Source organism: Cobetia sp. PS-4MA (genome assembly GCF_057670765.1).
Map to the genome: position 1 here is coordinate 750,523 of NZ_CM173107.1, position 20,312 is coordinate 770,834.

The following is a 20,312-nucleotide window of genomic DNA, read 5'->3' on the forward strand; positions in this document are numbered from 1 at the left end:
AGCATGTGAGCTTGTCGTGATGAGAGCGTGTCATGAGTGGCGCCTCCCGCGGGCTGTCACTTGTCGCCGGGCCGGGTGGGGATCAATGACACGTGTGACTGACGGACATGTACTGCTCATATAACAAAGAGAAGGGACAAGCATGAAATCATCATCAGGTTTTGCCGCATTGCCGCTGGGACTGGCCATGGGGATGCTGCTGGCACCCCAGGCGCACGCCGAGGTATCAGAGGAGTGCAGTACGGTGCGCTTCGCTGAGGTGGGATGGACGGACATCACTGCCACCACGGCGCTGACGCGCAGTGTCCTGGAAGGTTTGGGGTACGAGACGACCTCCGACACGATCTCCGTGCCGATCGCCTATGCCGGCATGAAGAACGATGACTTCGATGTCTTCCTGGGGAACTGGATGCCGTCGATGGCTTCCATCAGTGACCCCTATATCGACAAGGGGCAGGTAGAGCGACCGCGTGCGAATCTGCAAGGGGCCAAGTACACCCTGGCGGTGCCCCAGTACGTGCTGGATGCCGGCGTGACCTCGGTGGCGGATCTTGCCGACAACCTCGAGAAGTTCGATGGGCGCATCTACGGCATCGAGGCAGGCAATGATGGCAACATGATCATCGCCGACATGATCGATGACGATGCCTTCGGTCTGGGCGCCTTCGAGATGATCGATTCTTCCGAAGCCGGCATGCTGGCGGAAGTGAAGTCGAAGATCGCGGCCAAGGCGTGGGTCGTCTTCCTCGGCTGGGAGCCGCACCCCATGAACACTCGCTTCGAGATGGGATATCTGGAAGGCGCGGATGACTACTTCGGGCCGAACCTGGGCGGAGCGACGGTCTACACCAATACCCGCGCGGGATATAGTGAGGCGTGTTCCAATGTCGGTGCGCTGCTGGCCAATCTCGAGTTCAGCCTGGAGATGGAAAATCAGATCATGGGCGAGATCATGGATGAGGGTGCCGATCCGGACGAGGCAGCAGCAGACTGGCTCAAGCAGAACCCCAGCGTGCTGGAGGCATGGCTTGAAGGTGTCGAGACCACCCAGGGAGAACCTGGCCTGCCTGCCGTCAAGGCCTCGCTGGGCATCTGAGCATCCCGCTGACTCACTTTGACGGGCAATTGCAAAAAAAGTGCTTGCAATTCAGCAGCCTGACCTGCAATATACGCCTCGTCGTGTGGCTACATAGCTCAGCTGGTTAGAGCACATCACTCATAATGATGGGGTCCCCTGTTCAAATCAGGGTGTAGCCACCAGTGATTCCAAGGCCTGCATCCGTGCGGGCCTTGTCACATCTGGATGTCGCCATGTGCGCTTTCGGAGGTGGATTCGGCAGAAGGAATCGAGCGAGTTCTGCGGCAGGTTGAATGCCCGAAGGTGGTTGACGCCATTGAGTATTTCCGTATAATTCGTCGCGTGTTCAAGGTTGTTCCTCGATAGCTCAGTTGGTAGAGCAAATGACTGTTAATCATTGGGTCACAGGTTCGAGTCCTGTTCGAGGAGCCAATAGCACACGCAGCATGCTTGAAATGTCAGTCTGACAGCATCCATGATGATGTCGCTGACAGATGGATTTCCGGTCGTTCCTCGATAGCTCAGTTGGTAGAGCAAATGACTGTTAATCATTGGGTCACAGGTTCGAGTCCTGTTCGAGGAGCCAATCCCAGGCTTCCTGCCAATGCCGGAAATGACGCTGGTAGATGAGCATCTCATCGTCAGCTTCGATATCGCCCTGATATCGATCGATATTTCGTTGTTCCTCGATAGCTCAGTTGGTAGAGCAAATGACTGTTAATCATTGGGTCACAGGTTCGAGTCCTGTTCGAGGAGCCAATATCACATCCCGTATCTCCCCCTCTTGCCAGTCGATCGTTCGAGATCCCGCCTGCCTCTCGTCAGAATGACGTGATTCTGCGCTGATGATGTCTCACTCCTGCAGTCTTCGCTGCCGCTTTTCTGTGTCTGCCTGCTTTCCTGTGTCCGCCCGCTTCCTTGCTGGTCGATCTCTCTGCTATTCGTTTCAGCTTGCCCTCGCGTGCCGAGCGCCGGTGCTGTCGATTCGCCGGTGCGTGTCGGTGACGCCTGCATCAGGCATGAAAAAGCCCCTGCACTCGGATCTGACATGAGGGCAGGGGCCTTGCAACCGCGATGTGCCGGCGCGTCAGCGACGACGAGAGAGTTCAGCGATCGCCATTGAGATGGGCGTAATCGAGCAGGATCTCGGCGCTTTCCTGGAGCTGAGCCTGATCGATGGGATCCTCGGCTGGCTCGTCGGTGCTGTCCTGCGTCTCGATCTCCTGCTGCAGGTCACTTTCTGCCGATGCGATGTGATCGCTGGCGGCATCAAGTTCGGCGAAGCTCGACAGCGGCTCCATGCCCAGTGCTCGGCGGCGCTTGTTTTCCAGTGCCAGTTGCTCGGCTTCCTGGGCATCCATCTCGCGCTTGCGCTGCTCACGATTGAGGCTGATGCTGGTCTGCTGGGCGCGCAGTGCCTTTGACAGCGCGACTTCGCTCTGCAGGTAGACGAAGTTGGGCTCCTGTTCGACACGGCTCTCGTGGCGGGCACGCAGGGCTGCCAGGTAGCGAGCCGGTTCCCCATAGCGACGATACTTCACCGGGCGAACCTGGTCCCATGGCAGGGCGTAGTCGAGGCTCGATTCGCCGATTTCCTTCGGGTCGATGATGCTGGGGAAGGCGATGTCCGGCTTGACGCCCTTGTTCTGGGTGGAGTCACCTGAGATGCGATAGAACTTGGCGCGGGTCAGCTTGATTTCACCTTGTGTCAGCGAGGAGATCGTCTGCACGGTGCCCTTGCCGAAGGTCTGGCTGCCGATGACCGGGCCGCGGCCATAATCCTGGATGGCGCCGGCAAAGATCTCGGAGGCCGAGGCCGAAAGGCGGTTGACCAGGACGGCCAGCGGACCATCGTAGTGGGTGCCGGCATCGGTATCGCCATACAGGCTGATGCGTCCGCGGGCATCACGTACCTGCACGGTGGGGCCGCGGTCGATGAACAGGCCGATCATCGAATTGGCCTCCTGCAGGGCGCCGCCGCCATTGTTGCGCAGATCCAGAATGATGCCTTCCACCTGCTTGGCCTTCAGCTCATCGATGAGGCGCGCCACGTCACGTGTGGTGCTGCGATAGTCATCTTCGCCGGCCTGCCAGGCATCGAAGTCGACATAGAAGGCAGGGACGTGAATCACGCCGATCCTGTGCACGCCATCATTGCGCTTGACGTCGACGACCTTGGCGTTGGCAGCCTGGTCTTCCAGCTTGACGGTGTCGCGGGTGATGTCCACTTCCCGTGTCTTGGTGACATCCAGGGACTGGGCCGGGATGACTTCAAGGCGCACGACGGAGCCCTTGGGGCCACGGATCAGGTCCACGACATCGTCAAGGCGCATGCCGACCACGTTGGTCCATTCGCCATCCCCCTGACCAACGGCCACGATGCGGTCCGCCGGCTTGAGCTCCCCGTCCTTCTCGGCCGGGCCGCCCGGTACCAGGCTTGAGACCTTGACGTACTCGCCTTCGGATTGAAGCAGGGCGCCGATGCCATCGAGTGACAGCTTCATCTGGATGTCGAAGGATTCGCCCTGGCGTGGGGAGAAGTATTCGCTGTGCGGATCGATGCTGCCGGTGACGGCGTGCATGATCAGGGTCAGGATGTCTTCGTCGTTGGTCTGCTCGATGCGCTTGAGCTGGTTGGCATAGCGCTCGCTGAGCGTCTTGGCGATGTCCTCGTCGCTCTTGTCGGACAGCGACATCGACAGCCAGGCGTTCTTGAGTCGCTTGCGCCACAGCTCATCAAGCTCCTGCTCGCTGTCGGCCCAGGGGCTTTCCGCACGATCGAGTGCGAGTCGATCATCGCGGGTGAAATCGAAGCTCGGCTTGCCGTCCAGCGTCTTCACCAGCCATTCGAGGCGTGAGGTGAGGCGCTGCTGGTAGCGGGCATGCAGGGCATAGAGGCGCTCGAGATCACCGTCGAGCATGGCGTCATCGAAGGCGTGGCGAAGATCACTGAACTCGGTGATATCCGAGTCCAGCAGATAGGCTTTCTGGGGGTCGAGTGTCTTGAGATATTGCGTGAATGCCTGGGTAGCCCATTGGTCATCCAGCGTGACATCTTCGTAATGCCCGTAACGCAATGATTCGGCAACTTCGCGAGCAGCCTGTGCATCGGCGTCAGTAGGGGTGACCGCGGCGCTGGCGGGGCCGGCCATGGCGAGACACAAGGCAAGGCATGCCGTGCGCCGGACGTTTGCAAACAGGCTCATCAATGAAGCACTCCCGATTCATGTACACTCTGCTCCCTGAGCGACCTCTCCGCGGAGAGGTCGAGCGGGCATTGTAGCAGCCTCCCGCGTCCGCGACAGTTGCCTGTCGTTGATCGGCGGGGCTTGCGGTATGGCGTGTCAGCGCTGCCTGGCGTGATCGGTCCTGCGGGACCTGCGCGGCTGACGAGAGCTGGCGGGTCGATCACCACCGCAAGGGAGGAGTCGTTTCGCTCTATCCATCATGTTTCTTCTTATACAGTGCCTTGCATTCATCTTCGAGGACTTGACGCTATCATGACTTACGCGATTGCGGATTCCCGCGTTCCAGCACTGCTTGAATTCCTGAATGTCTCTCCGACGCCCTGGCATGCCACGGCGACCATGGCGGCTCGCCTGGAGCGCGAAGGCTATCGCCGACTCGAGGAGACCGAAAGCTGGAAGTTGTCGCCCGGTGAACGGGCTTTCGTGACGCGCAATGATTCCTCGCTGATCGCCTTTCAGCTTCCTCGGGGTAATACGCAGCTCGAGGCAATACGGATGATCGGCGCGCACACGGATTCTCCTTGCCTGCGCCTGAAGCCCAATCCAGCCCAGCTCAGTCAGGGCTGGCTGACCCTGGGAATCGAAACCTACGGTGGCGTGCTGCTGAATACCTGGTTCGATCGCGATCTCGGGCTTGCAGGCCGTGTTCAGGTGCGTCACCAGGATGGCCGTCGCGAGAGTCTGCTGCTGACGGTGATGCGGCCGGTGGCCTGTGTTCCGAGCCTGGCGATTCACCTGGATCGTGACGTCAACAATGGGCGCGCCATCAATGCCCAGACGCAGATGTCCGCCGTGGTCATGCAGCTGGGCGAGGAGGCTGGCACTCCGGCTGAGGCCTTCCATGCGCTGTTGATCGAGCTTCTGGAAGAGCAGCACGGCGTGCGTGTCGCGGAGGTCATCGACTTCGAACTCGGGCTGCATGATCTGCAGCCGGCGGCCCAGGCCGGGCTCAAGGGCGAGCTGGTCGCCAGTGCACGCCTGGACAATCTGCTGTCCTGCTTCGTCGGCCTGGAAGCGTTGCTGGGGGCCGATGGCAGCCAGGGCGCGCTGTTCGTCGCCACGGATCACGAGGAAGTCGGCAGTGCCAGCGCCTGCGGTGCCCAGGGGCCTTTCCTGGCGGATGTGCTCAAGCGCATCAATCACTATGTGGGCTTGGACAACGAAGAAGGTTATCAGTGCCTCGTGCAGCGCTCCTTGATGATCTCCTGTGACAATGCGCATGCCGTCCACCCCAACTTCCCGGACAAGCATGATGCGGGTCATGGCCCGAAACTGAATGCGGGGCCGGTGATCAAGGTCAACGCCAATCAGCGTTATGCCACCAACAGCACCACGGCGGGTCTGTTCCGTGAGCTGTGCCGTGAGCAGGAGGTGCCGGTTCAGACGTTCGTCAGCCGTGCCGACATGGGTTGCGGCAGCACCATCGGGCCGATCACCGCCAGTGAAGTGGGGGTACCGACCTTGGATGTCGGGCTGCCGCAGTGGGGCATGCACTCGATTCGTGAGACGTCCGGCAGTGCCGATGTGGCGATGCTGATCAAGGTGCTGGTGGCATTCTGCAATCGCGAGCGTCTGGACTGAGCAGAGTTGAACTGACAAGCACGGTGAAACATTGAAAAATTGAAACATTGAAAGAGGCGGCCTGCGGGCTGCCTCTTTCGGTTCCGGTTCCGGTTCCGGTTTCGGTTTCGGCTCCGGTTTCGGTTCCGGTGTCGATTGTCGGCGGGAGTCACGAGCATGAGCGCAGGCGATGCGAGGGAATGTGAATCCGACGCAACAAAAAAGGCCTGACTGCAAGCAGTCAGGCCTTTCGAATCTTGGTTGGTGGCTACACCCTGATTTGAACAGGGGACCCCATCATTATGAGTGATGTGCTCTAACCAGCTGAGCTATGTAGCCGTCCAACGGAGGCGAATATTACGGATTGTCCGTGATGTTGTCAACGCATCAGCCTGAAAAAGTGGCAGGGAATTCATCAGGCTAGCAGCTGAGCTGCTCTGCGAGGTGGCCGGGGAGGGTATCGAGGAGCGTGCCGGGAAGGCTCTCTTGCGAGATGGCGCGTGCGATGAGGTCGCCACTGGCGCAGGCCAGCGTGAAGCCCAGGCTGCCATGTCCGACGTTCAGCCACAGGTTGTCCGGTCTGCCCGCTTGCTGGGGGCGTCCCAGGATCGGAGGGCCCTTCGGCGTGCTGGGGCGCAACCCGGCCCACGGAGTGGCTTGCGAGAAATCGCCGGCGTCGGGGAAGGTCTCACTGGCCAGCTGACGCAGGGCGGCAATGCGCTTCTCGTCCAGCGCAGGATGAAAGCTGTCAGATTCGCGGCGGCCGATATCCACCATGGCCGCGACGCGCAGCTGGCGGGACTTGCGCGTGTCCAGATCGGCGTAGACCACCTTGCGCGCGGCATCCGTCACGCTGATGCGCGGGGCCGCTGTCTTTGGGGTGTCAGCTGGCAGTGGCAGCGTGAGGCTGTAGCCCTTGAGCGGTTGCAGAGGCAGGCGGATGCCCAGCGGGCGGACCAGTTCGGTGGCGTGATTGCCGGCCGCGATGATCAGCGTATCGACGGCGTGGCGTTCGCGGCGGCCATCGGCGCGGGTGAGTTCGAGGTGCGCGATGCGTCCGTCGTGCGCGCTCAATGGAGCAACGCGGGTGCTGGCGAGGCGTGTATAGCGACCAGAGGCCTGCAGCTTGCGCTCCAGCGCCTGACAGAAGGCATGGCAATCCGCCGTCTCGTCCGAGGCGCTGAAGATTCCGCCCGACAGATGAGGCTGCTGGTGGATAAGTGAGGGCTCCAGTGCGATGCATTGACGTGCATCGAGCACCTGTTGGTCCTGAGGTGCGACGCGTGCGGCGGCGGCCCTGTCGAGCGCTGCGGAATCGCGATAGATCACCAGCTTGCCGCGTTGCTGCCAGGCGAACTCCTCGAGTGCATCCTGAACTCGCCACTGAGTCATGACCTGTTGGCTGTGCAGTGCCAGGGCGAGCATCTGCGCTGCGCTTGCTCGATGCGTGCGCTGATTGCAGGCCGCCAGAAACTGCGTCATCCAGCGCCATTGTGCGGGGTCCAGGTTCGGGCGCAGTTTCAGCGGTGCCTCATTGCCTGCCAGCAACCACTTGATGGCCTGGAGGGGCACGCCGCTATCGGCCAGTGGCGCCACGTAGCGGTAGCTCAACTGGCCGCCGTTGGCATGGCTGGTCTCGCGGGCGACCTCGGCATGGGCATCGATCAGGGTCACGCAGTGTCCCGCTCGGACCAGTGCATGAGCGCTGCTCAGGCCGATCACGCCGCCTCCGATGATGGTCACATGACGTTGCATGGCAGGCTCCTGACGGTATGGGGGAGGCAGATGAGCATGCCTGTCCCGGGGCCGAGCGGCGAATGAAAGATCCTCGCCACGTCATAACCCTCGGTTATGGGGTAGGCTGTCGGCTGGACGTTGAGGCAACACGACAGAATGTGGAGATCTTGCATGCGGCTCAGGGATCTGGAGGTCTTTCATGCGGTATTGCAGGCCGGCAGCGTGACCGGCGCCGCTCGGCTGTTGCATGTTTCCCAGCCGGCCGCGAGCAAGGCGTTGCAGCAGGTGGAGCGGCAGTGGGGGATCGCGCTGTTCACCCGTAGCGCCGGACAGCTGGTGCCCACGGAGGAGGCGCGCAAGCTGGAGGCGGCAAGCCAGGGGATGCTGGGGCAGCTGGATGACGTCAAGCGGCTGGTAGAAGGCCTGCGTTCAGGTGAGGCGCAGTCTCTCAAGGTGGTGGCGACGCCGGCGATCGCCCAGCAGCTGTTGCCGCAGGCGCTGGGGCAATGGCGCCGGCGACATGCTCGAGTCAATTGCGAGCTGGCCACCCAGCACACCCGCGAGATCATCGATGCCCTGCTGCTGCATGAAGTCGATATCGCCTTCACCTTGAGTGCGCCGACGCATCCGGCACTGATGACTCGCGCGCTGGCCCGCATGCCCCTGAAGGTATTGGCGCCAGCAGGGTACTGGGCACAGGAGTGTCAGCAGGCACCGATGACGGTGGCGGAGCTTGCCGGTCAGCGTCTGATCGCGCTGGGGGCGCATGATCCGCTGGCGCGACGTCTCGATGGCCTGCTGGCGAGCGAGGTGCCGTCACCGTCTGAATCAGGCATCTCGAAAGCACCGTCATCTCCTCGCATCGTGACGCGCGTACAGACCTATCCGCTGGCAGCGGCACTGGTGCAGGCAGGGGAGGAGCTGGCCGTGGTCGATGCCTTGACGGCGCATACCGCCTGTCGGGAGCGTGGCCTGGACGCGCGGACATTGCCTCAGGCCGGCGAGCTGATGCTGAGTGCCGTGTGGCGTCGAGAGGCGGGGAGGGGGCGTCTGGCGCAGTCACTGGCGGACCAGTTGGCGACGCTGGCGGCACAATGGCTGCAGGGCTGTGCTCTTGATGATGGGGCATGACCCATGATGCAGAACGCCCCTGACCTCGTGGGAGATCAGGGGCGTTCCCTGCAGCATCAGGCGCTTTCAGGCTGGCTCACCAGGTACTGACTGCGCCCGAGGCCTCAGACATTGAAGCGGTAGTGCACCACGTCGCCATCCTTGAGGATGTAGTCCTTGCCTTCCAGGCGCCACTTGCCGGCATCCTTGGCGCCTTGCTCGCCCTTGTAGGCGATGAAGTCGTCATAGGAGATGACTTCGGCGCGGATGAAGCCCTTCTGGAAGTCGGTGTGGATGACGCCAGCGCCTTCCGGAGCGGTAGCGCCGATCTTGACGGTCCAGGCACGCACTTCCTTCACGCCAGCGGTGAAGTAGGTCTGCAGGCCCAGCAGTTCATAACCGGCGCGGATCACGCGATCCAGGCCCGGCTCTTCCATGCCCAGCTCGTCGAGGAACATCTCGCGCTCCTCTTCCTCCAGCTCGGCGATCTCGGCTTCGATCTTGTTGCACACCGGCACCACGCTGGCACCTTCATTGGCGGCGATGTCGCGCACGATGTCGAGGTAGGGGTTGTTCTCGAAGCCTTCCTCGCTGACGTTGGCGATGTACATGGTCGGCTTGAGGGTCAGGAAGCCGAAGCCACGCAGGATCTTGAGGTCGTCATCGCTGAGACCGAAGCTGCGCAGCGGCTGGCCTTCGGCCAGGTGCGGCTGGATACGCTCCAGCACCGCCTTGGTGGCGATGGCTTCCTTGTCGCCGCCCTTGGCGACACGGGCCAGGCGCTGGATGCTGCGCTCGACGCTGTCGAGGTCGGCCAGGGCCAGCTCGATGTTGATGGTCTCGATATCGGCGGCCGGGTCAACGTGGTTGGCGACGTGGATGACGTTGTCATCCTCGAAGCAGCGCACCACGTGGGCAATGGCATCGGTCTCGCGGATGTTGGCCAGGAACTTGTTGCCCAGGCCTTCGCCCTTGGATGCGCCGGCGACCAGACCTGCGATGTCGACGAATTCCATGGTGGTCGGAATCACCTTCTCCGGCTTGACGATCTCGGCCAGCGCATTCAGGCGAGGGTCAGGCATCGGCACGATACCGGTATTCGGCTCGATGGTGCAGAAGGGGAAGTTCTCGGCGTCAATGCCCGACTTGGTCAGTGCATTGAAGAGAGTGGACTTGCCGACGTTCGGCAGGCCGACGATGCCGCAATTGAAACCCATGGCGCTAGATCCTGGTGTGACGTGTCGAATGGGGCGTGGCACTGATGACCGTCTCGACCGGCAGGCCCGGAGTGCGAGGGCACGGGCCATGCGAGGAGACGAGGGGACAGGCACGGTGTGAAGTCAGGCGGGAAGTGTAAGGCCTCATGCCGCCGAGGTCATCCATTGGGCGCATGTCGCGCGACAAATGATGCCTTTTGCTGCTGATCGCGTGGCGAGACGCGCGCACGCAAGCGAGGTGATGCGCTGAGCGAATCACCGAAATTCGGAGAGGAGTGATGCCGGGTGATGCAGAGGTTCAGTGCTTGAAGGAGTGCAGGCGATTCATGGCCCGTGCCCATTCGCCGCTGAGGGCATCCGGGAGGGTCATGACCACTTCGTCGATGGCGTCATCGATGGCCAGGCGTTCAGCCTTGCCGGGACGCCCGAGCACGAAGTTGGTCACCAGCTTGGCATTGCCGGGGTGGCCGATGCCGATGCGGGCACGATGGAACGACTTGTCGTTGCCCAGTGCGCTGATGATGTCGCGAAGCCCGTTGTGCCCCCCGTGGCCGCCACCCTGCTTGTAGCGGGCGGTGCCGGGGTCGATGTCCAGTTCGTCGTGGGCGACGAGCAGTTCATCCGGGGCGAGCTTGTAGAAGTTGCACAATGCGGCCACGGCCTGACCGCTGCGATTCATGAACGTCGATGGGAACAGCAGATGCAGATCCTGACCGGCGAAGATGATCTTCGCGTACTGGCCATGGAACTTGCGTTCCGGACGCAACGTGGTGTGACCGTGGCGCGCAAGAGCGTCAAGGAGCCAGACGCCGGCGTTGTGACGGGTGTCTTCGTATTCGCTCCCCGGATTACCGAGGCCGATGATCGCTTTCACTCGTGACATGCGTGTCTGGCTCCCTGATCAGAAGGCTGCGTTATTCTGCAGCGGCTTCTTCGCCTTCAGCAGTATCTTCTGCGTCAGCAGAGATGTTCGGACGAGTGACGTTGACCACAGCGGTGTCGTGATCGGCACCGTGAGACAGGGCAACGGACTCGGCGCCTTCCGGCAGAGCGATGTCGGACAGGTGCAGGGTGTGGCCAACTTCCAGCTTGGACACGTCCAGCTCCAGGTATTCCGGCAGGGCTTCCGGCAGGCAGCTGATTTCGACGTCAGTTGCCAGGATGTGCAGGACGCCGTCCTGATCCTTGACGCCGACACAGGCTTCCTGACCAGTGATGTGCAGCGGCACGTTCATGGTCAGTTTGTGGGTCGGGTCGATGCGCAGGAAGTCGATGTGAGTCAGCAGCGGCTTGAACGGGTGACGCTGCAGGTCACGGATGACGACTTTCTCGGCCTTGCCAGCAACATTCAGGGTGATGATGGAGGAGTAGAACGCCTCATCGTCAACCGCCTTGTACAGGCTCGGCTTGTCGACCATGACCGGAGTCGGGGCCTTGTCGGCGCCGTAGACGATTCCCGGCACGAAGTCGTTCGTACGACGCAGGCGGCGGCTCGCACCTTTCCCCAGGTCTTCACGAACTTCAGCATTCAGTTTGAACAGTTTCATTTTGCAGATACCTCAAGGGTCTAATGAGAATCCGGCAGCCCCCGCGACCAGAGCGCTACCGGATCCATGAGGCCGGCCCGGAGATTTCCGGGCCGGCCGCTTGTCGGCAGATGACGGATCATCTGCCGGTGTCAGTGCCTCTTCCCCGAGCAGCGGCGAGCAGGGCCCGCCGACAGGACTCAGTGGAACATGGCGCTGACGGATTCTTCATTGCTGACGCGACGGATCGCCTCGGCGATCAGGCCAGCGACTGTCAGCTGGCGGATCTTGCCGGAACGACGTGCGGTGTCGGACAGCGGGATGGTGTCGGCCACCACCACTTCGTCGAGGACGGAGTTGGTGATGTTGTCGACCGCCGGGCCGGACAGGATCGCGTGGGACGCATAGGCCACGACGCGGTTGGCGCCATGATCCTTGAGTGCCTCGCCCGCCTTGCACAGGGTGCCGGCGGTGTCGATCATGTCATCGACCAGCACGCAGGTGCGGTCCTTGATATCACCGATGATGTTCATCACCTGGGCCTGGTTGGCCTGGGGACGACGCTTGTCGATGATGGCCAGCTCGCAGTTGAGCTGCTTGGCGATGGCACGGGCACGTACCACGCCGCCCACATCCGGGGAGACGACGATCAGGTTGTCATAGTTCTGACGTTCGATGTCATCGAGCAGGATCGGTGAGCCGTAGACGTTGTCCACCGGCACATCGAAGAAGCCCTGGATCTGGTCGGCATGCAGGTCCATGGTCATGACGCGATTCACGCCAGCCTTGACCATCATGTCCGCGACCACCTTTGCCGAGATCGGCACGCGAGCGGAGCGCACGCGGCGATCCTGACGGGCATAGCCGAAGTACGGCACGACCGCCGTGATGCGCGCCGCTGACGCACGACGCAACGCATCCACCATCAGGATCAGCTCCATCAGGTTGTCGTTGGTCGGTGCGCAGGTGGACTGCATGATGAAGACGTCCTTGCCGCGGACGTTTTCGTTGATTTCTACCGCAATCTCGCCATCGCTGAACTGACCGACGGTTGCGTGGCCCAGGCGGGTATCGAGGGCTTCAGCTACCTTGCGGGCGAGAGCGGGATTGGCATTCCCCGCGAATACCATCAGTTTTGACACGCGCAGCCACCTTTGGAGTCTTGTGGGATCTCGGGAGTGGAGAATTCCGGGTTGACCGGGAACGGCCAGGATTGGCTGGGGTACCAGGATTCGAACCTGGGAATGTCGGTACCAGAAACCGGTGCCTTACCACTTGGCGATACCCCAGCAACGTTCACTTCAACCAGTTGCTGTGCTCAGGCCGAAGCCAGAGCGGCATGAAGAGGGGAGAGATTGCAACCACGTGCCATGAAGGCGTGCCACGTCGGGCGCTCGGAGTCGAGTCGGCCCAGCACCTTGCTGGCCTGTCGTGCGTCATCGAACGCACAGAACACACAGGCGCCGGTGCCCGTCAGTCTGGCGGTGCCGAACTGGTCCAGCCAGTCCAGGGCGTCGGCGACTGCCGGGTACAAAGTGCGCACCACGACTTCGCAGTCGTTGCGGCCCCCCTGCAGTGCGCGCGCCATACTAATCGCGGGACTGGAACGTGTCAATTGCGGGTGGCCAAACACGGCGGGGGTCGCGACCTCGATGCCCGGGTGGATCACCACGAACCACGGGGTGTCCAGCGGGGCAGGTTCCAGTCGCTCACCGATGCCTTCGGCCCAGGCCGAAAAGCCGCGAACGAAGACCGGTACATCGGCCCCCAGAGCCAGTCCGAGCTCGGCCAGGGTGTCCAGGTCGAGCTCAAGTTTCCAGAGGTGGTCCAGCGCCAGCAGCGTGGTGGCCGCATCACTGCTGCCACCGCCCAGGCCACCGCCCATCGGCAGCACCTTCTTCAGCCGGATATCGACACCGGGCAAGTCATTCGAGCTCGCGACCTGGCCGCGTGCGACGGCCGCTTCTCTCAGCAGGCGAGCGGCACGCATGATCAGGTTGGACTCCGCGGGCACGCCTTCGATGGCCGGGGCGAGGTGAATGGCAGCGTCATCACGCAGCGTGAAGTCCAGTCGGTCACCGTGATCCAGAAACTGGAACAGTGTCTGCAGTTCATGATAGCCATCGGCGCGCTGACCGGTGATATGCAGCATGCGGTTGAGCTTGGCCGGTGCCGGCAGAGAAAGTGTCGCGGTCATCGTGTCCGTCATGGATGAGCTGGCCGGAATGCTGGCCGTGGAGAAAGAAGAGAGCGTCGGGGGCACGCTTAGAGTGCCTGCCACTGATTGACGATCAGGGTGGCGGTCAGATCGCCGTAGTAGAGTTTCATCTTGCGCGGCAGCCACAGTCCTTCGGCGCGGGTCCAATCCTGATAGTCCACCTCCCAGCCATCCTGATAAAGGGTATCGGGGAAGCCGAGGGCGTCACTCTTCAGGTCGTGCTCGCCCTTGGCTGCCACTCCGCGGACCCAGTCATCCAGGGCCCCCAGCGGCAAGGACCAGCCCAGCTGCGAGAGCATCAGGCTTTCGGCGTCCGGTGCCTGGAAGTCGCCGTCGGACGAGGAGAGGCGCACGCCCTCGGCATCACGCACCAGGGTCGTGCGGCCAGCACCCAGTGGGCCGGTGATCAGCATGTGGTAGTCATCGCCCTCCTGCTGCCAGTCAAGATTGGCGCTGTGACCTTCCTCCGGCGTGCGAATGCCGACCTTGCCTGCCAGTTGCCAGTGCGTGAGCGAATCGATCCTGTCGCTCTGCTGCTGCCAGTCACCTTCATTGCGGGTCAGGTCACCGGCGTTGTCGCTGGCCATCTGACTGGCACAGCCGCTCAGGCCCAATGTCATGGCCAGCAGGACTGGCCCCACCAGACGGCGCAATATGGCGAGGGTAAGGTGGCGTGTCCGGGGAGAGGAGAGTGACGATAGGGGGAAAGATGAGGAGGTCATGACGCGAAAGCCTTCCGGATGGCGGAATGAGAGTCGATGGGCAACCGATGGCGCCATCGGCGAGTCAGAATAATGGACTCGCCGATGGACAGAAAGTGCCGGGCTGTCCTGTCAGGGCGCATCCACGACCGGCCGCAGAGCCGGGATGCGCTGGAACAGGGCTTCCAGCTCGCTGGCCTCCTCGAAACGCTCACTGAGCTCGATGGCCAGACTGCGTGCTTCATCCTGCTGCTCGAGTGACCACAGCACCTCGATGAGGTGTGCGCCTATCTCGGCATCCTGTTGCTGGGCCCAGGCCGCTTCCAGCGGGGGCAATGCCTGGGCGGCATCCCCGGTGAGGAAATACCCCCAGCCGAGGCTGTCGAGGATGGCAGGGTCATTCGGCTTCAGCGCATGGGCGCGCTGAACCAGTTCGAGCGCTTCGGCGCGGCGGTCCGCATCCTCTACCAGCAGGGTGTAGCCCAGAGCGTTGTAGGCGCTGGCATTCTCGGGCTCCAGTGCAATGACCTGACGCAGGTCCTGCTCCATCTCCTCGAGACGCCCGTCATCGAGACGACGAATGCCGCGCAGGAACAGCAGGCTGGCCAGTTCGTTCTCCGTCACGGCAGCGCTTTCGCCGTCACCTTCGCTGCGTGCCCTGGTGAGTGTCTTCTGGCGAGCCTTGATGCTGCCGTCGAGCAGCTCGTCGGCGGCGGCGTAGTGTTCCTGGGCATCCAGCAGGTCGATCTCGAAGCTGAGCAATGTCATGGCGTGACGCGGATGACGCAGGCGCTCGACGGCAAGGAACTGGCGTGCCTCCTCGCTGCGATCATGCTCCACCAGCAGCTGCGCGGCGCGCGCGCGACTTGAGACGTAGCGCTCCCCATCCGGTACCTGTCGGTAATAGAGGATGGCGTTGTCGATCTCACCGCTGGCCTCTGCCGCCAGCCCGAGCAGGGCATAGGCGGCATCCGGGACCGGCGTGTCATCAAGCAACGGCAGCAGCAGACGACGAGCGTCCTCGGGAGAGTCGGCGTCCAGATAGAGGCTGGCCAGTGCCAGACGCAGGCGCGGTGCGTTGGCATGGCGGCTGACAAGGTCATCAATGCGCAGGCGCGCGGCCTCGATGTCACCACCGGCAAGCTCGGTCTGGGCGGCGCTCAGGATCAAGCGACTGTCATTCGGGGCGATGGCCAGGCCACGCTCGGCCGCCTGACGTGAGGCGCTCAGGCGGCCTGCGTCGCGCTCTATCTCGCTGCGAGCCAGCCACACTTCGGCCAGTTCGGGGAACTCGCCTTCCATCGCCATCAGGCGCCTGCGAGCGTCGGACTCATTTCCAAGCGCCGCTTCATAGAGCGCGGCGGCAATTCGCGGGCCCGGTTGCGCGGGATATTGCGCGACATGCTCCAGCAGCCGTGACAGCAGTGATTCCAGATCCGCGCCGGCATCGATGGACTGCTCCGCCAAGGTGGTCACGTTGCCGGTACCGCCGGCGGTCTCTACCGCGAGACGCTGCTCGAGTGCCGTCATCCAGTCGCCGCGCTCCACGGCCAGGCGGGCGCGGATGATGCCCGGCTCGGTCGCGGAATCATCCAGTTGTTGCCAGCGCTGGGCGGCACGCTCCAGCAGGGCAGGATTGTCGGCGTAGCGAGCGGCCAGCACGGCGCGCCGGGCCAGTTCCGGATCATCGAAGCGGCGGCTGGCGGCCAGATACCCATCGGCGGCGCTGGGGTAGTCGCCACGCTGGCCGGCAAGCTCCGCGCCCAGCAGCTGATTGAGGCTGTTGGCATCCAGGCCACTGGTGATGGATGGGGCGGTATCCAGCGGGTCCGGCTGAGAGGCGAAGGGAGCCTGCGTGGCCGGCGACTGGCAGCCGGCCAGACCCAGCAGCACACTGGCCAGCAGGCAGCGTGTCCAGCGGCTGTCAGCCAGCCGTGCCGTGCCCGTCAGGCGCTCGGAAGGGCTCGCGTGGGCCGCCCCGCGAGGGGAGTGTTCAGCGGCAGTCGATACGTGCATGCAACCTCGCAGTCAGCGGTGGAAGGATCTCGGCCAGTCGGCACGTTCCGGCCGGAGTCGCGCCCACGCCGTCATGAAACCCGTAAAAGGTGGCCTGGCAGCGTGTGCCTGCTGGAAATTCCGGCCCGACCTGCGCTCGGCCTCAGCAGCACACCCTGGGGATGTTGATCGCTCCAGCATAACGGCTGAAGGCGGACGGGGATAGCATCGGCGGTGCCTGTCATGGAGGCAAGGGCAGCGCCTGTTCGCTCGGCGTTTTCCTGAATCAACATGGCGGACGGGAGGTGATAGCATCAGACTGCCAAGCCCATGGAAATTCCTCATCGCTGGCCGCGCCCTGCAGGCTCGCGTGATGTAGGCGCTGTGATAGAATGAGCACGCTAATTTTACGATTTCAGCCGCTTTGACAAACGAGATCTGCAAGCAGGTGGCCAGGTGCCGGCCCCTTCATTGCGGAGGTTTTCCAAGCGACAGCCGCCTGTCCTCGATGCGAGCCCTGCCGGCCAGACCCTGACGACTGACTGACTCCATGACCCTTCTTGCCCTTGGCATCAATCATCGCACCGCCGCCGTCGATGTCCGCGAGCGCGTTGCCTTCACGCCGACACAGCTCGAGGCTGCGCTGGCCGAGCTGAAGCGTCTGCCGGAAGTTTCCGAGGCGGCGGTGCTCTCGACCTGCAATCGCACGGAACTCTACTGTGTGACCGAGGACGGTGCGCGCTCGGTTCTCGCATGGTTGAGCCGATACCATGGCCTGCCGGCTGAAGAGCTTGAGCGCTGCAGCTATCAACATCTCGGTGAGGAGGCGGTCCGCCACCTGATTCGCGTGGCGGTCGGCCTGGACTCCATGGTGCTGGGCGAGCCGCAGATTCTCGGTCAGCTCAAGGATGCCTATCAGTTCGCCCGCGGTACCGTCGGTCTCGGGGGGGAACTGGAGCAGCTCTTCCAGCATATCTTCCAGGTCGCCAAGCAGGTGCGTACCGAGACGGGAATCGGTGAGAACCCCGTCTCGGTGGCCTATGCCGCGGTCAGCATGGCGAGCCATATCTTCGATGACTTCTCGCGAGCCAATGCACTGCTCATCGGGGCGGGAGACACCATCGAGCTGGTGGCGCGCCACCTCAAGGAAGCGGGCATCGCCAACCTGTGCATCGCCAACCGTACCGTGTCGCGCGCCCAGTCGCTGGCTGATGAGCTGGGCGGGACCGCCATCGGCTTGGAAGGCATTCCGCATGCCCTCGAGAATGCCGATATCGTGATAGCCTCCACCGCCGCTCAGCTGCCGATCCTCGGCAAGGGCATGGTGGAGCGTGCGCTCAAGAAACGCCGTTACAAGCCGGTCTTCATGGTCGATATCGCCGTGCCGCGCGATATCGAACCGCAGGTCGGGGATCTCGATGATGTCTTCCTTTATACCGTGGATGATCTGCAGGAAGTCATCGAGGAGAACCGTCGTCATCGCCAGCTGGCGGCTGCCCAGGCCGAAGAGCTGATCCGGCAGGGTGTCAGTGCCTGGCAGCACCGCAAGCGTGTGCGCAGTGGCGGAGAAGTCATCAAGCGTTATCGTAGCCACGGCGAGCAACTGCGTGCAGAGTGCGAGGCACAGGCGCTGGCCGAGCTTGATCAGGGCCGTGACCCGCAGGAAGTCGTGGCGCAACTGGCCCGTCAGTTGGCCAACCGCTTCATGCATCACCCGACCCTGGCGCTGCGTCAGGCGTCAGGCGACGATCGACAGGATATTCTTCAGACGGCGCAGGAGCTGCTGCTCGCGCCGGTTGATTCATCACAGGACCCTTCATGAAAGACAGCCTCATCACCAAGCTCGACACCTTCCATGACCGCTTCGAGGAGATCTCCGCCTTGCTGTCGGAGCCTGAAGTGATCGGGGATCAGGCCCGCTTCCGTGACCTGTCGCGGGAGTATGCCGAGCTTGAGCCATTGATCGAGGCATGGCAGCGCCATCGCGCCTTGAAGGAAGATCGCGAGGCCGCCCTCGGCATGTGCGATGACAGCGACGCCGAGATGCGCGAGATGGCACGTGAGGAAGTCCGCGAGAGCGATGCAGCGCTTGACGTGCTGGAGGCAGAAATCACCCAGCTGTTGATCCCGCGGGACCCGGATGATGGGGCCAACGTCTTCCTCGAAGTGCGTGCCGGCACCGGCGGTGATGAGGCGGCGCTGTTCGCGGGGGACCTGTTCAAGATGTATTCCCGCTACGCCGAGCTCAAGGGCTGGAAGGTCGAGACCGTCAGCGCAAGCCACGGTGAGCATGGTGGCTTCAAGGAAGTCATCGCCCGCGTCAAGGGCGAGGGGGTCTACTCGCGCCTCAAGTTCGAATCCGGTGCGCACCGCGTGCAGCGCGTGCCTGCCACGGAATCCCAGGGCCGCATCCATACGTCCGCCTGTACCGTGGCGGTGATGCCTGAGGCCGATGAGGTCGGGGACATCGACATCAATCCGGCCGACCTGCGAGTGGATACCTACCGCAGTTCCGGGGCCGGGGGGCAGCACGTCAACACCACCGATTCGGCGATTCGCATCACCCACCTGCCCACCGGTGTGGTCGTGGAGTGCCAGGACGAGCGCAGTCAGCACAAGAACCGTGCGCGCGCCATGTCGTTGCTGGCAGCGCGACTCAAGCAGGCCGCGGTGGACAGCCAGGCACAGGCGACTTCCGATGCCCGTCGCAAGCTGGTGGGCTCCGGTGATCGCTCCGAGCGCATCCGCACCTACAACTTCCCCCAGGGGCGTCTGACCGATCACCGTATCAATCTGACGCTCTACAAGCTCAATGAAGTGATCGCCGGTCAGCTGGACGAGGTGATCGAGCCGCTGGTCGTCGAATATCAGGCAGACCAGCTGACGGCACTGCAGGAGCAATGAGGTGAGAATCGATGTCACGTTGGCAGCCGCGGCTGCCCGTCTGAGTGAGTCGGGCAGCGAATCTCCGCGTCTGGATGCCGAGCTGCTGCTGGGAGAGGTGATGGGGCGCGATCGCACCTGGTTCTATACCTGGGGGGATCGCGATCTCGAGACGGAAGCGGGCGCCGAGGGCGTAGCTCGCTTCGAGGCGCTGCTGGCACGCCGAGCCGAAGGACACCCCGTCGCCCACCTGCTTGGCCGCCGTGAGTTCTATGGCCTGATGCTGCGCTGCTCTCCTGCCACCTTGATTCCGCGCCCGGATACCGAAGTGATGGTGGAGTGCGCGCTGGAGCTGGCCGAGGCGCCCGAAGGCACGCTGCTGGATCTCGGCACCGGCACCGGCGCCATCGCGCTGGCCTTCGCTCGTCATCGTCCGCAGTGGCAGGTGCTGGGGGTGGACCTCATCGAGGAGGCCGTGCAGCTTGCGCGTGACAATGCCGAGCATCTCGCGATTCCCAACGTCGAATTCCGGCGCAGTGACTGGTTCTCCGCCGTTCCCGAGACCGGCTTTGCGCTGGTGACCGCCAATCCGCCTTACCTGGCCGATGATGACCCGCACCTGGCACTGGGTGACGTGCGTTTCGAGCCGCGCTCGGCACTGGTGGCGCGCCAGCAGGGGCTGGCAGACTTCCTGCATCTGATCGAGGCCGCGCCCCGCCATCTGGCCGCGGGCGGTCATCTGATGCTCGAGCATGGCCTGGCCCAGGGCAAGGAAGTGCGCGAGGCGCTGCGCGCCGGTGGTTTTCTGGAAGTGGAAACGCTGGAAGACCTCGGTGGGCGAGAGCGCATCACGCTGGGGCGCATTGGCTGACGCCTCCCCGGCGGGCGGGAATGCAGGCCGGCCCGGACTTGCCAGAGGAAACCCCTGCTTTCAGTGGAGCCTGCGTGGAATCCTCGTCGCAGGCCTGCCTGTGCGGGCGTATCTCCTGTCGGGCGGGTATGGTAGTAATAAGCGATGCATGACTGGAAAGGTCGCCTG

Annotated in this window: 15 protein-coding genes and 6 tRNA genes; 10 read left to right on the forward strand and 11 right to left on the reverse strand. The window is 63.0% G+C overall.

The annotated features are described in order from the left end of the window. The first annotated feature begins 142 nt into the window (after positions 1-142). From AC26AR_RS03175 to AC26AR_RS03195, 5 genes are all read left to right on the forward strand, one after another. Positions 143-1,096 carry a choline ABC transporter substrate-binding protein gene (locus tag AC26AR_RS03175; RefSeq protein WP_488107537.1) on the forward strand — a complete coding sequence of 318 codons (954 nt, stop codon included), beginning with the start codon at positions 143-145 and terminating at the stop codon, positions 1,094-1,096. An 87-nt stretch (positions 1,097-1,183) separates the two neighbouring features. After that, positions 1,184-1,260: transfer RNA gene (locus AC26AR_RS03180), tRNA-Met, on the forward strand. A 174-nt stretch (positions 1,261-1,434) separates the two neighbouring features. Then, positions 1,435-1,510, forward strand: a tRNA-Asn gene (locus AC26AR_RS03185). A 78-nt stretch (positions 1,511-1,588) separates the two neighbouring features. Beyond that, positions 1,589-1,664: transfer RNA gene (locus AC26AR_RS03190), tRNA-Asn, on the forward strand. A 97-nt stretch (positions 1,665-1,761) separates the two neighbouring features. Continuing rightward, positions 1,762-1,837: transfer RNA gene (locus AC26AR_RS03195), tRNA-Asn, on the forward strand. 347 nt (positions 1,838-2,184) lie between these two features. Here the strand turns inward: AC26AR_RS03195 and AC26AR_RS03200 are convergent. After that, positions 2,185-4,284 (reverse strand): carboxy terminal-processing peptidase, encoded by a 2,100-nt coding sequence (locus tag AC26AR_RS03200; protein WP_084209250.1) that lies wholly within the window; start codon positions 4,282-4,284, stop codon positions 2,185-2,187. Positions 4,285-4,578: 294 nt separating this feature from the next. Here AC26AR_RS03200 and AC26AR_RS03205 point away from each other — a divergent pair, with 294 nt between their 5' ends. Further along, on the forward strand, positions 4,579-5,907 hold the full coding sequence (locus AC26AR_RS03205) for a M18 family aminopeptidase (protein WP_077371469.1): 1,329 nt from the start codon (positions 4,579-4,581) through the stop codon (positions 5,905-5,907). Between the two features lie 241 nt (positions 5,908-6,148). On the opposite strand, the gene AC26AR_RS03210 is transcribed toward AC26AR_RS03205, so the two are convergent. Then, a tRNA-Met gene (locus AC26AR_RS03210) sits at positions 6,149-6,225 on the reverse strand. An 81-nt stretch (positions 6,226-6,306) separates the two neighbouring features. Continuing rightward, the gene (locus tag AC26AR_RS03215; RefSeq protein ID WP_488107538.1) at positions 6,307-7,641 is read right to left on the reverse strand and encodes a D-amino acid dehydrogenase; all 1,335 of its coding nucleotides are present in this window, start codon (positions 7,639-7,641) and stop codon (positions 6,307-6,309) included. Positions 7,642-7,794: 153 nt separating this feature from the next. Here AC26AR_RS03215 and AC26AR_RS03220 point away from each other — a divergent pair, with 153 nt between their 5' ends. After that, positions 7,795-8,754, forward strand: a complete 960-nt coding sequence (locus AC26AR_RS03220; RefSeq protein ID WP_488107539.1) for a LysR family transcriptional regulator — start codon at positions 7,795-7,797, stop codon at positions 8,752-8,754. A 104-nt stretch (positions 8,755-8,858) separates the two neighbouring features. On the opposite strand, the gene ychF is transcribed toward AC26AR_RS03220, so the two are convergent. From ychF to AC26AR_RS03260, 8 genes are all read right to left on the reverse strand, one after another. Next, entirely contained in the window at positions 8,859-9,950 is a 1,092-nt protein-coding gene (gene ychF / locus AC26AR_RS03225) for a redox-regulated ATPase YchF (RefSeq protein WP_176502845.1), read from the reverse strand. Between the two features lie 298 nt (positions 9,951-10,248). Continuing rightward, the gene (gene pth, locus AC26AR_RS03230; RefSeq protein WP_084209246.1) at positions 10,249-10,833 is read right to left on the reverse strand and encodes an aminoacyl-tRNA hydrolase; all 585 of its coding nucleotides are present in this window, start codon (positions 10,831-10,833) and stop codon (positions 10,249-10,251) included. Positions 10,834-10,864: 31 nt separating this feature from the next. Continuing rightward, positions 10,865-11,497: a 50S ribosomal protein L25/general stress protein Ctc gene (locus AC26AR_RS03235; RefSeq protein WP_077371484.1), complete on the reverse strand. Its 633-nt coding sequence runs from the start codon at positions 11,495-11,497 to the stop codon at positions 10,865-10,867. 179 nt (positions 11,498-11,676) lie between these two features. Continuing rightward, positions 11,677-12,606 carry a ribose-phosphate pyrophosphokinase gene (locus tag AC26AR_RS03240; protein ID WP_077371487.1) on the reverse strand — a complete coding sequence of 310 codons (930 nt, stop codon included), beginning with the start codon at positions 12,604-12,606 and terminating at the stop codon, positions 11,677-11,679. A gap of 84 nt (positions 12,607-12,690) precedes the next feature. Beyond that, positions 12,691-12,765 (reverse strand) — tRNA-Gln (locus AC26AR_RS03245). 29 nt (positions 12,766-12,794) lie between these two features. Continuing rightward, a complete protein-coding gene (gene ispE / locus AC26AR_RS03250; RefSeq protein ID WP_103751362.1) occupies positions 12,795-13,673 on the reverse strand; it encodes a 4-(cytidine 5'-diphospho)-2-C-methyl-D-erythritol kinase in 879 nt (292 codons plus the stop codon). Between the two features lie 68 nt (positions 13,674-13,741). After that, positions 13,742-14,416 carry a lipoprotein insertase outer membrane protein LolB gene (gene lolB / locus AC26AR_RS03255; protein ID WP_488107540.1) on the reverse strand — a complete coding sequence of 225 codons (675 nt, stop codon included), beginning with the start codon at positions 14,414-14,416 and terminating at the stop codon, positions 13,742-13,744. A 111-nt stretch (positions 14,417-14,527) separates the two neighbouring features. Next, positions 14,528-16,411, reverse strand: a complete 1,884-nt coding sequence (locus AC26AR_RS03260) for a tetratricopeptide repeat protein (protein WP_488107541.1) — start codon at positions 16,409-16,411, stop codon at positions 14,528-14,530. Between the two features lie 529 nt (positions 16,412-16,940). On the opposite strand from AC26AR_RS03260, the gene hemA reads away from it, so the two are divergent. From hemA to prmC, 3 genes are read left to right on the forward strand one after another with little or no spacing between them, the layout of a single operon-like run. Further along, positions 16,941-18,212: a glutamyl-tRNA reductase gene (gene hemA / locus AC26AR_RS03265; protein ID WP_084209244.1), complete on the forward strand. Its 1,272-nt coding sequence runs from the start codon at positions 16,941-16,943 to the stop codon at positions 18,210-18,212. Then, positions 18,209-19,294: a peptide chain release factor 1 gene (gene prfA, locus AC26AR_RS03270; protein ID WP_077371499.1), complete on the forward strand. Its 1,086-nt coding sequence runs from the start codon at positions 18,209-18,211 to the stop codon at positions 19,292-19,294. The genes hemA and prfA overlap by 4 nt, the downstream gene beginning before the upstream one ends. A 1-nt stretch (position 19,295) precedes the next feature. Next, positions 19,296-20,144 (forward strand): peptide chain release factor N(5)-glutamine methyltransferase, encoded by an 849-nt coding sequence (gene prmC, locus AC26AR_RS03275; RefSeq protein ID WP_084209243.1) that lies wholly within the window; start codon positions 19,296-19,298, stop codon positions 20,142-20,144. The last annotated feature ends 168 nt before the right edge of the window (positions 20,145-20,312 follow it).

Bases quoted from the DNA above. Each gene is read 5' to 3' on its own strand.
- AC26AR_RS03175 (WP_488107537.1), top strand. From the start codon at position 143: ATGAAATCATCATCAGGTTTTGCCGCATTGCCGCTGGGACTGGCCATG.
- AC26AR_RS03200 (WP_084209250.1), bottom strand. From the start codon at position 4,284: ATGAGCCTGTTTGCAAACGTCCGGCGCACGGCATGCCTTGCCTTGTGT.
- AC26AR_RS03205 (WP_077371469.1), top strand. From the start codon at position 4,579: ATGACTTACGCGATTGCGGATTCCCGCGTTCCAGCACTGCTTGAATTC.
- AC26AR_RS03215 (WP_488107538.1), bottom strand. From the start codon at position 7,641: ATGCAACGTCATGTGACCATCATCGGAGGCGGCGTGATCGGCCTGAGC.
- AC26AR_RS03220 (WP_488107539.1), top strand. From the start codon at position 7,795: ATGCGGCTCAGGGATCTGGAGGTCTTTCATGCGGTATTGCAGGCCGGC.
- ychF (WP_176502845.1), bottom strand. From the start codon at position 9,950: ATGGGTTTCAATTGCGGCATCGTCGGCCTGCCGAACGTCGGCAAGTCC.
- pth (WP_084209246.1), bottom strand. From the start codon at position 10,833: ATGTCACGAGTGAAAGCGATCATCGGCCTCGGTAATCCGGGGAGCGAA.
- AC26AR_RS03235 (WP_077371484.1), bottom strand. From the start codon at position 11,497: ATGAAACTGTTCAAACTGAATGCTGAAGTTCGTGAAGACCTGGGGAAA.
- AC26AR_RS03240 (WP_077371487.1), bottom strand. From the start codon at position 12,606: ATGGTATTCGCGGGGAATGCCAATCCCGCTCTCGCCCGCAAGGTAGCT.
- ispE (WP_103751362.1), bottom strand. From the start codon at position 13,673: ATGACCGCGACACTTTCTCTGCCGGCACCGGCCAAGCTCAACCGCATG.
- lolB (WP_488107540.1), bottom strand. From the start codon at position 14,416: ATGACCTCCTCATCTTTCCCCCTATCGTCACTCTCCTCTCCCCGGACA.
- AC26AR_RS03260 (WP_488107541.1), bottom strand. From the start codon at position 16,411: ATGCACGTATCGACTGCCGCTGAACACTCCCCTCGCGGGGCGGCCCAC.
- hemA (WP_084209244.1), top strand. From the start codon at position 16,941: ATGACCCTTCTTGCCCTTGGCATCAATCATCGCACCGCCGCCGTCGAT.
- prfA (WP_077371499.1), top strand. From the start codon at position 18,209: ATGAAAGACAGCCTCATCACCAAGCTCGACACCTTCCATGACCGCTTC.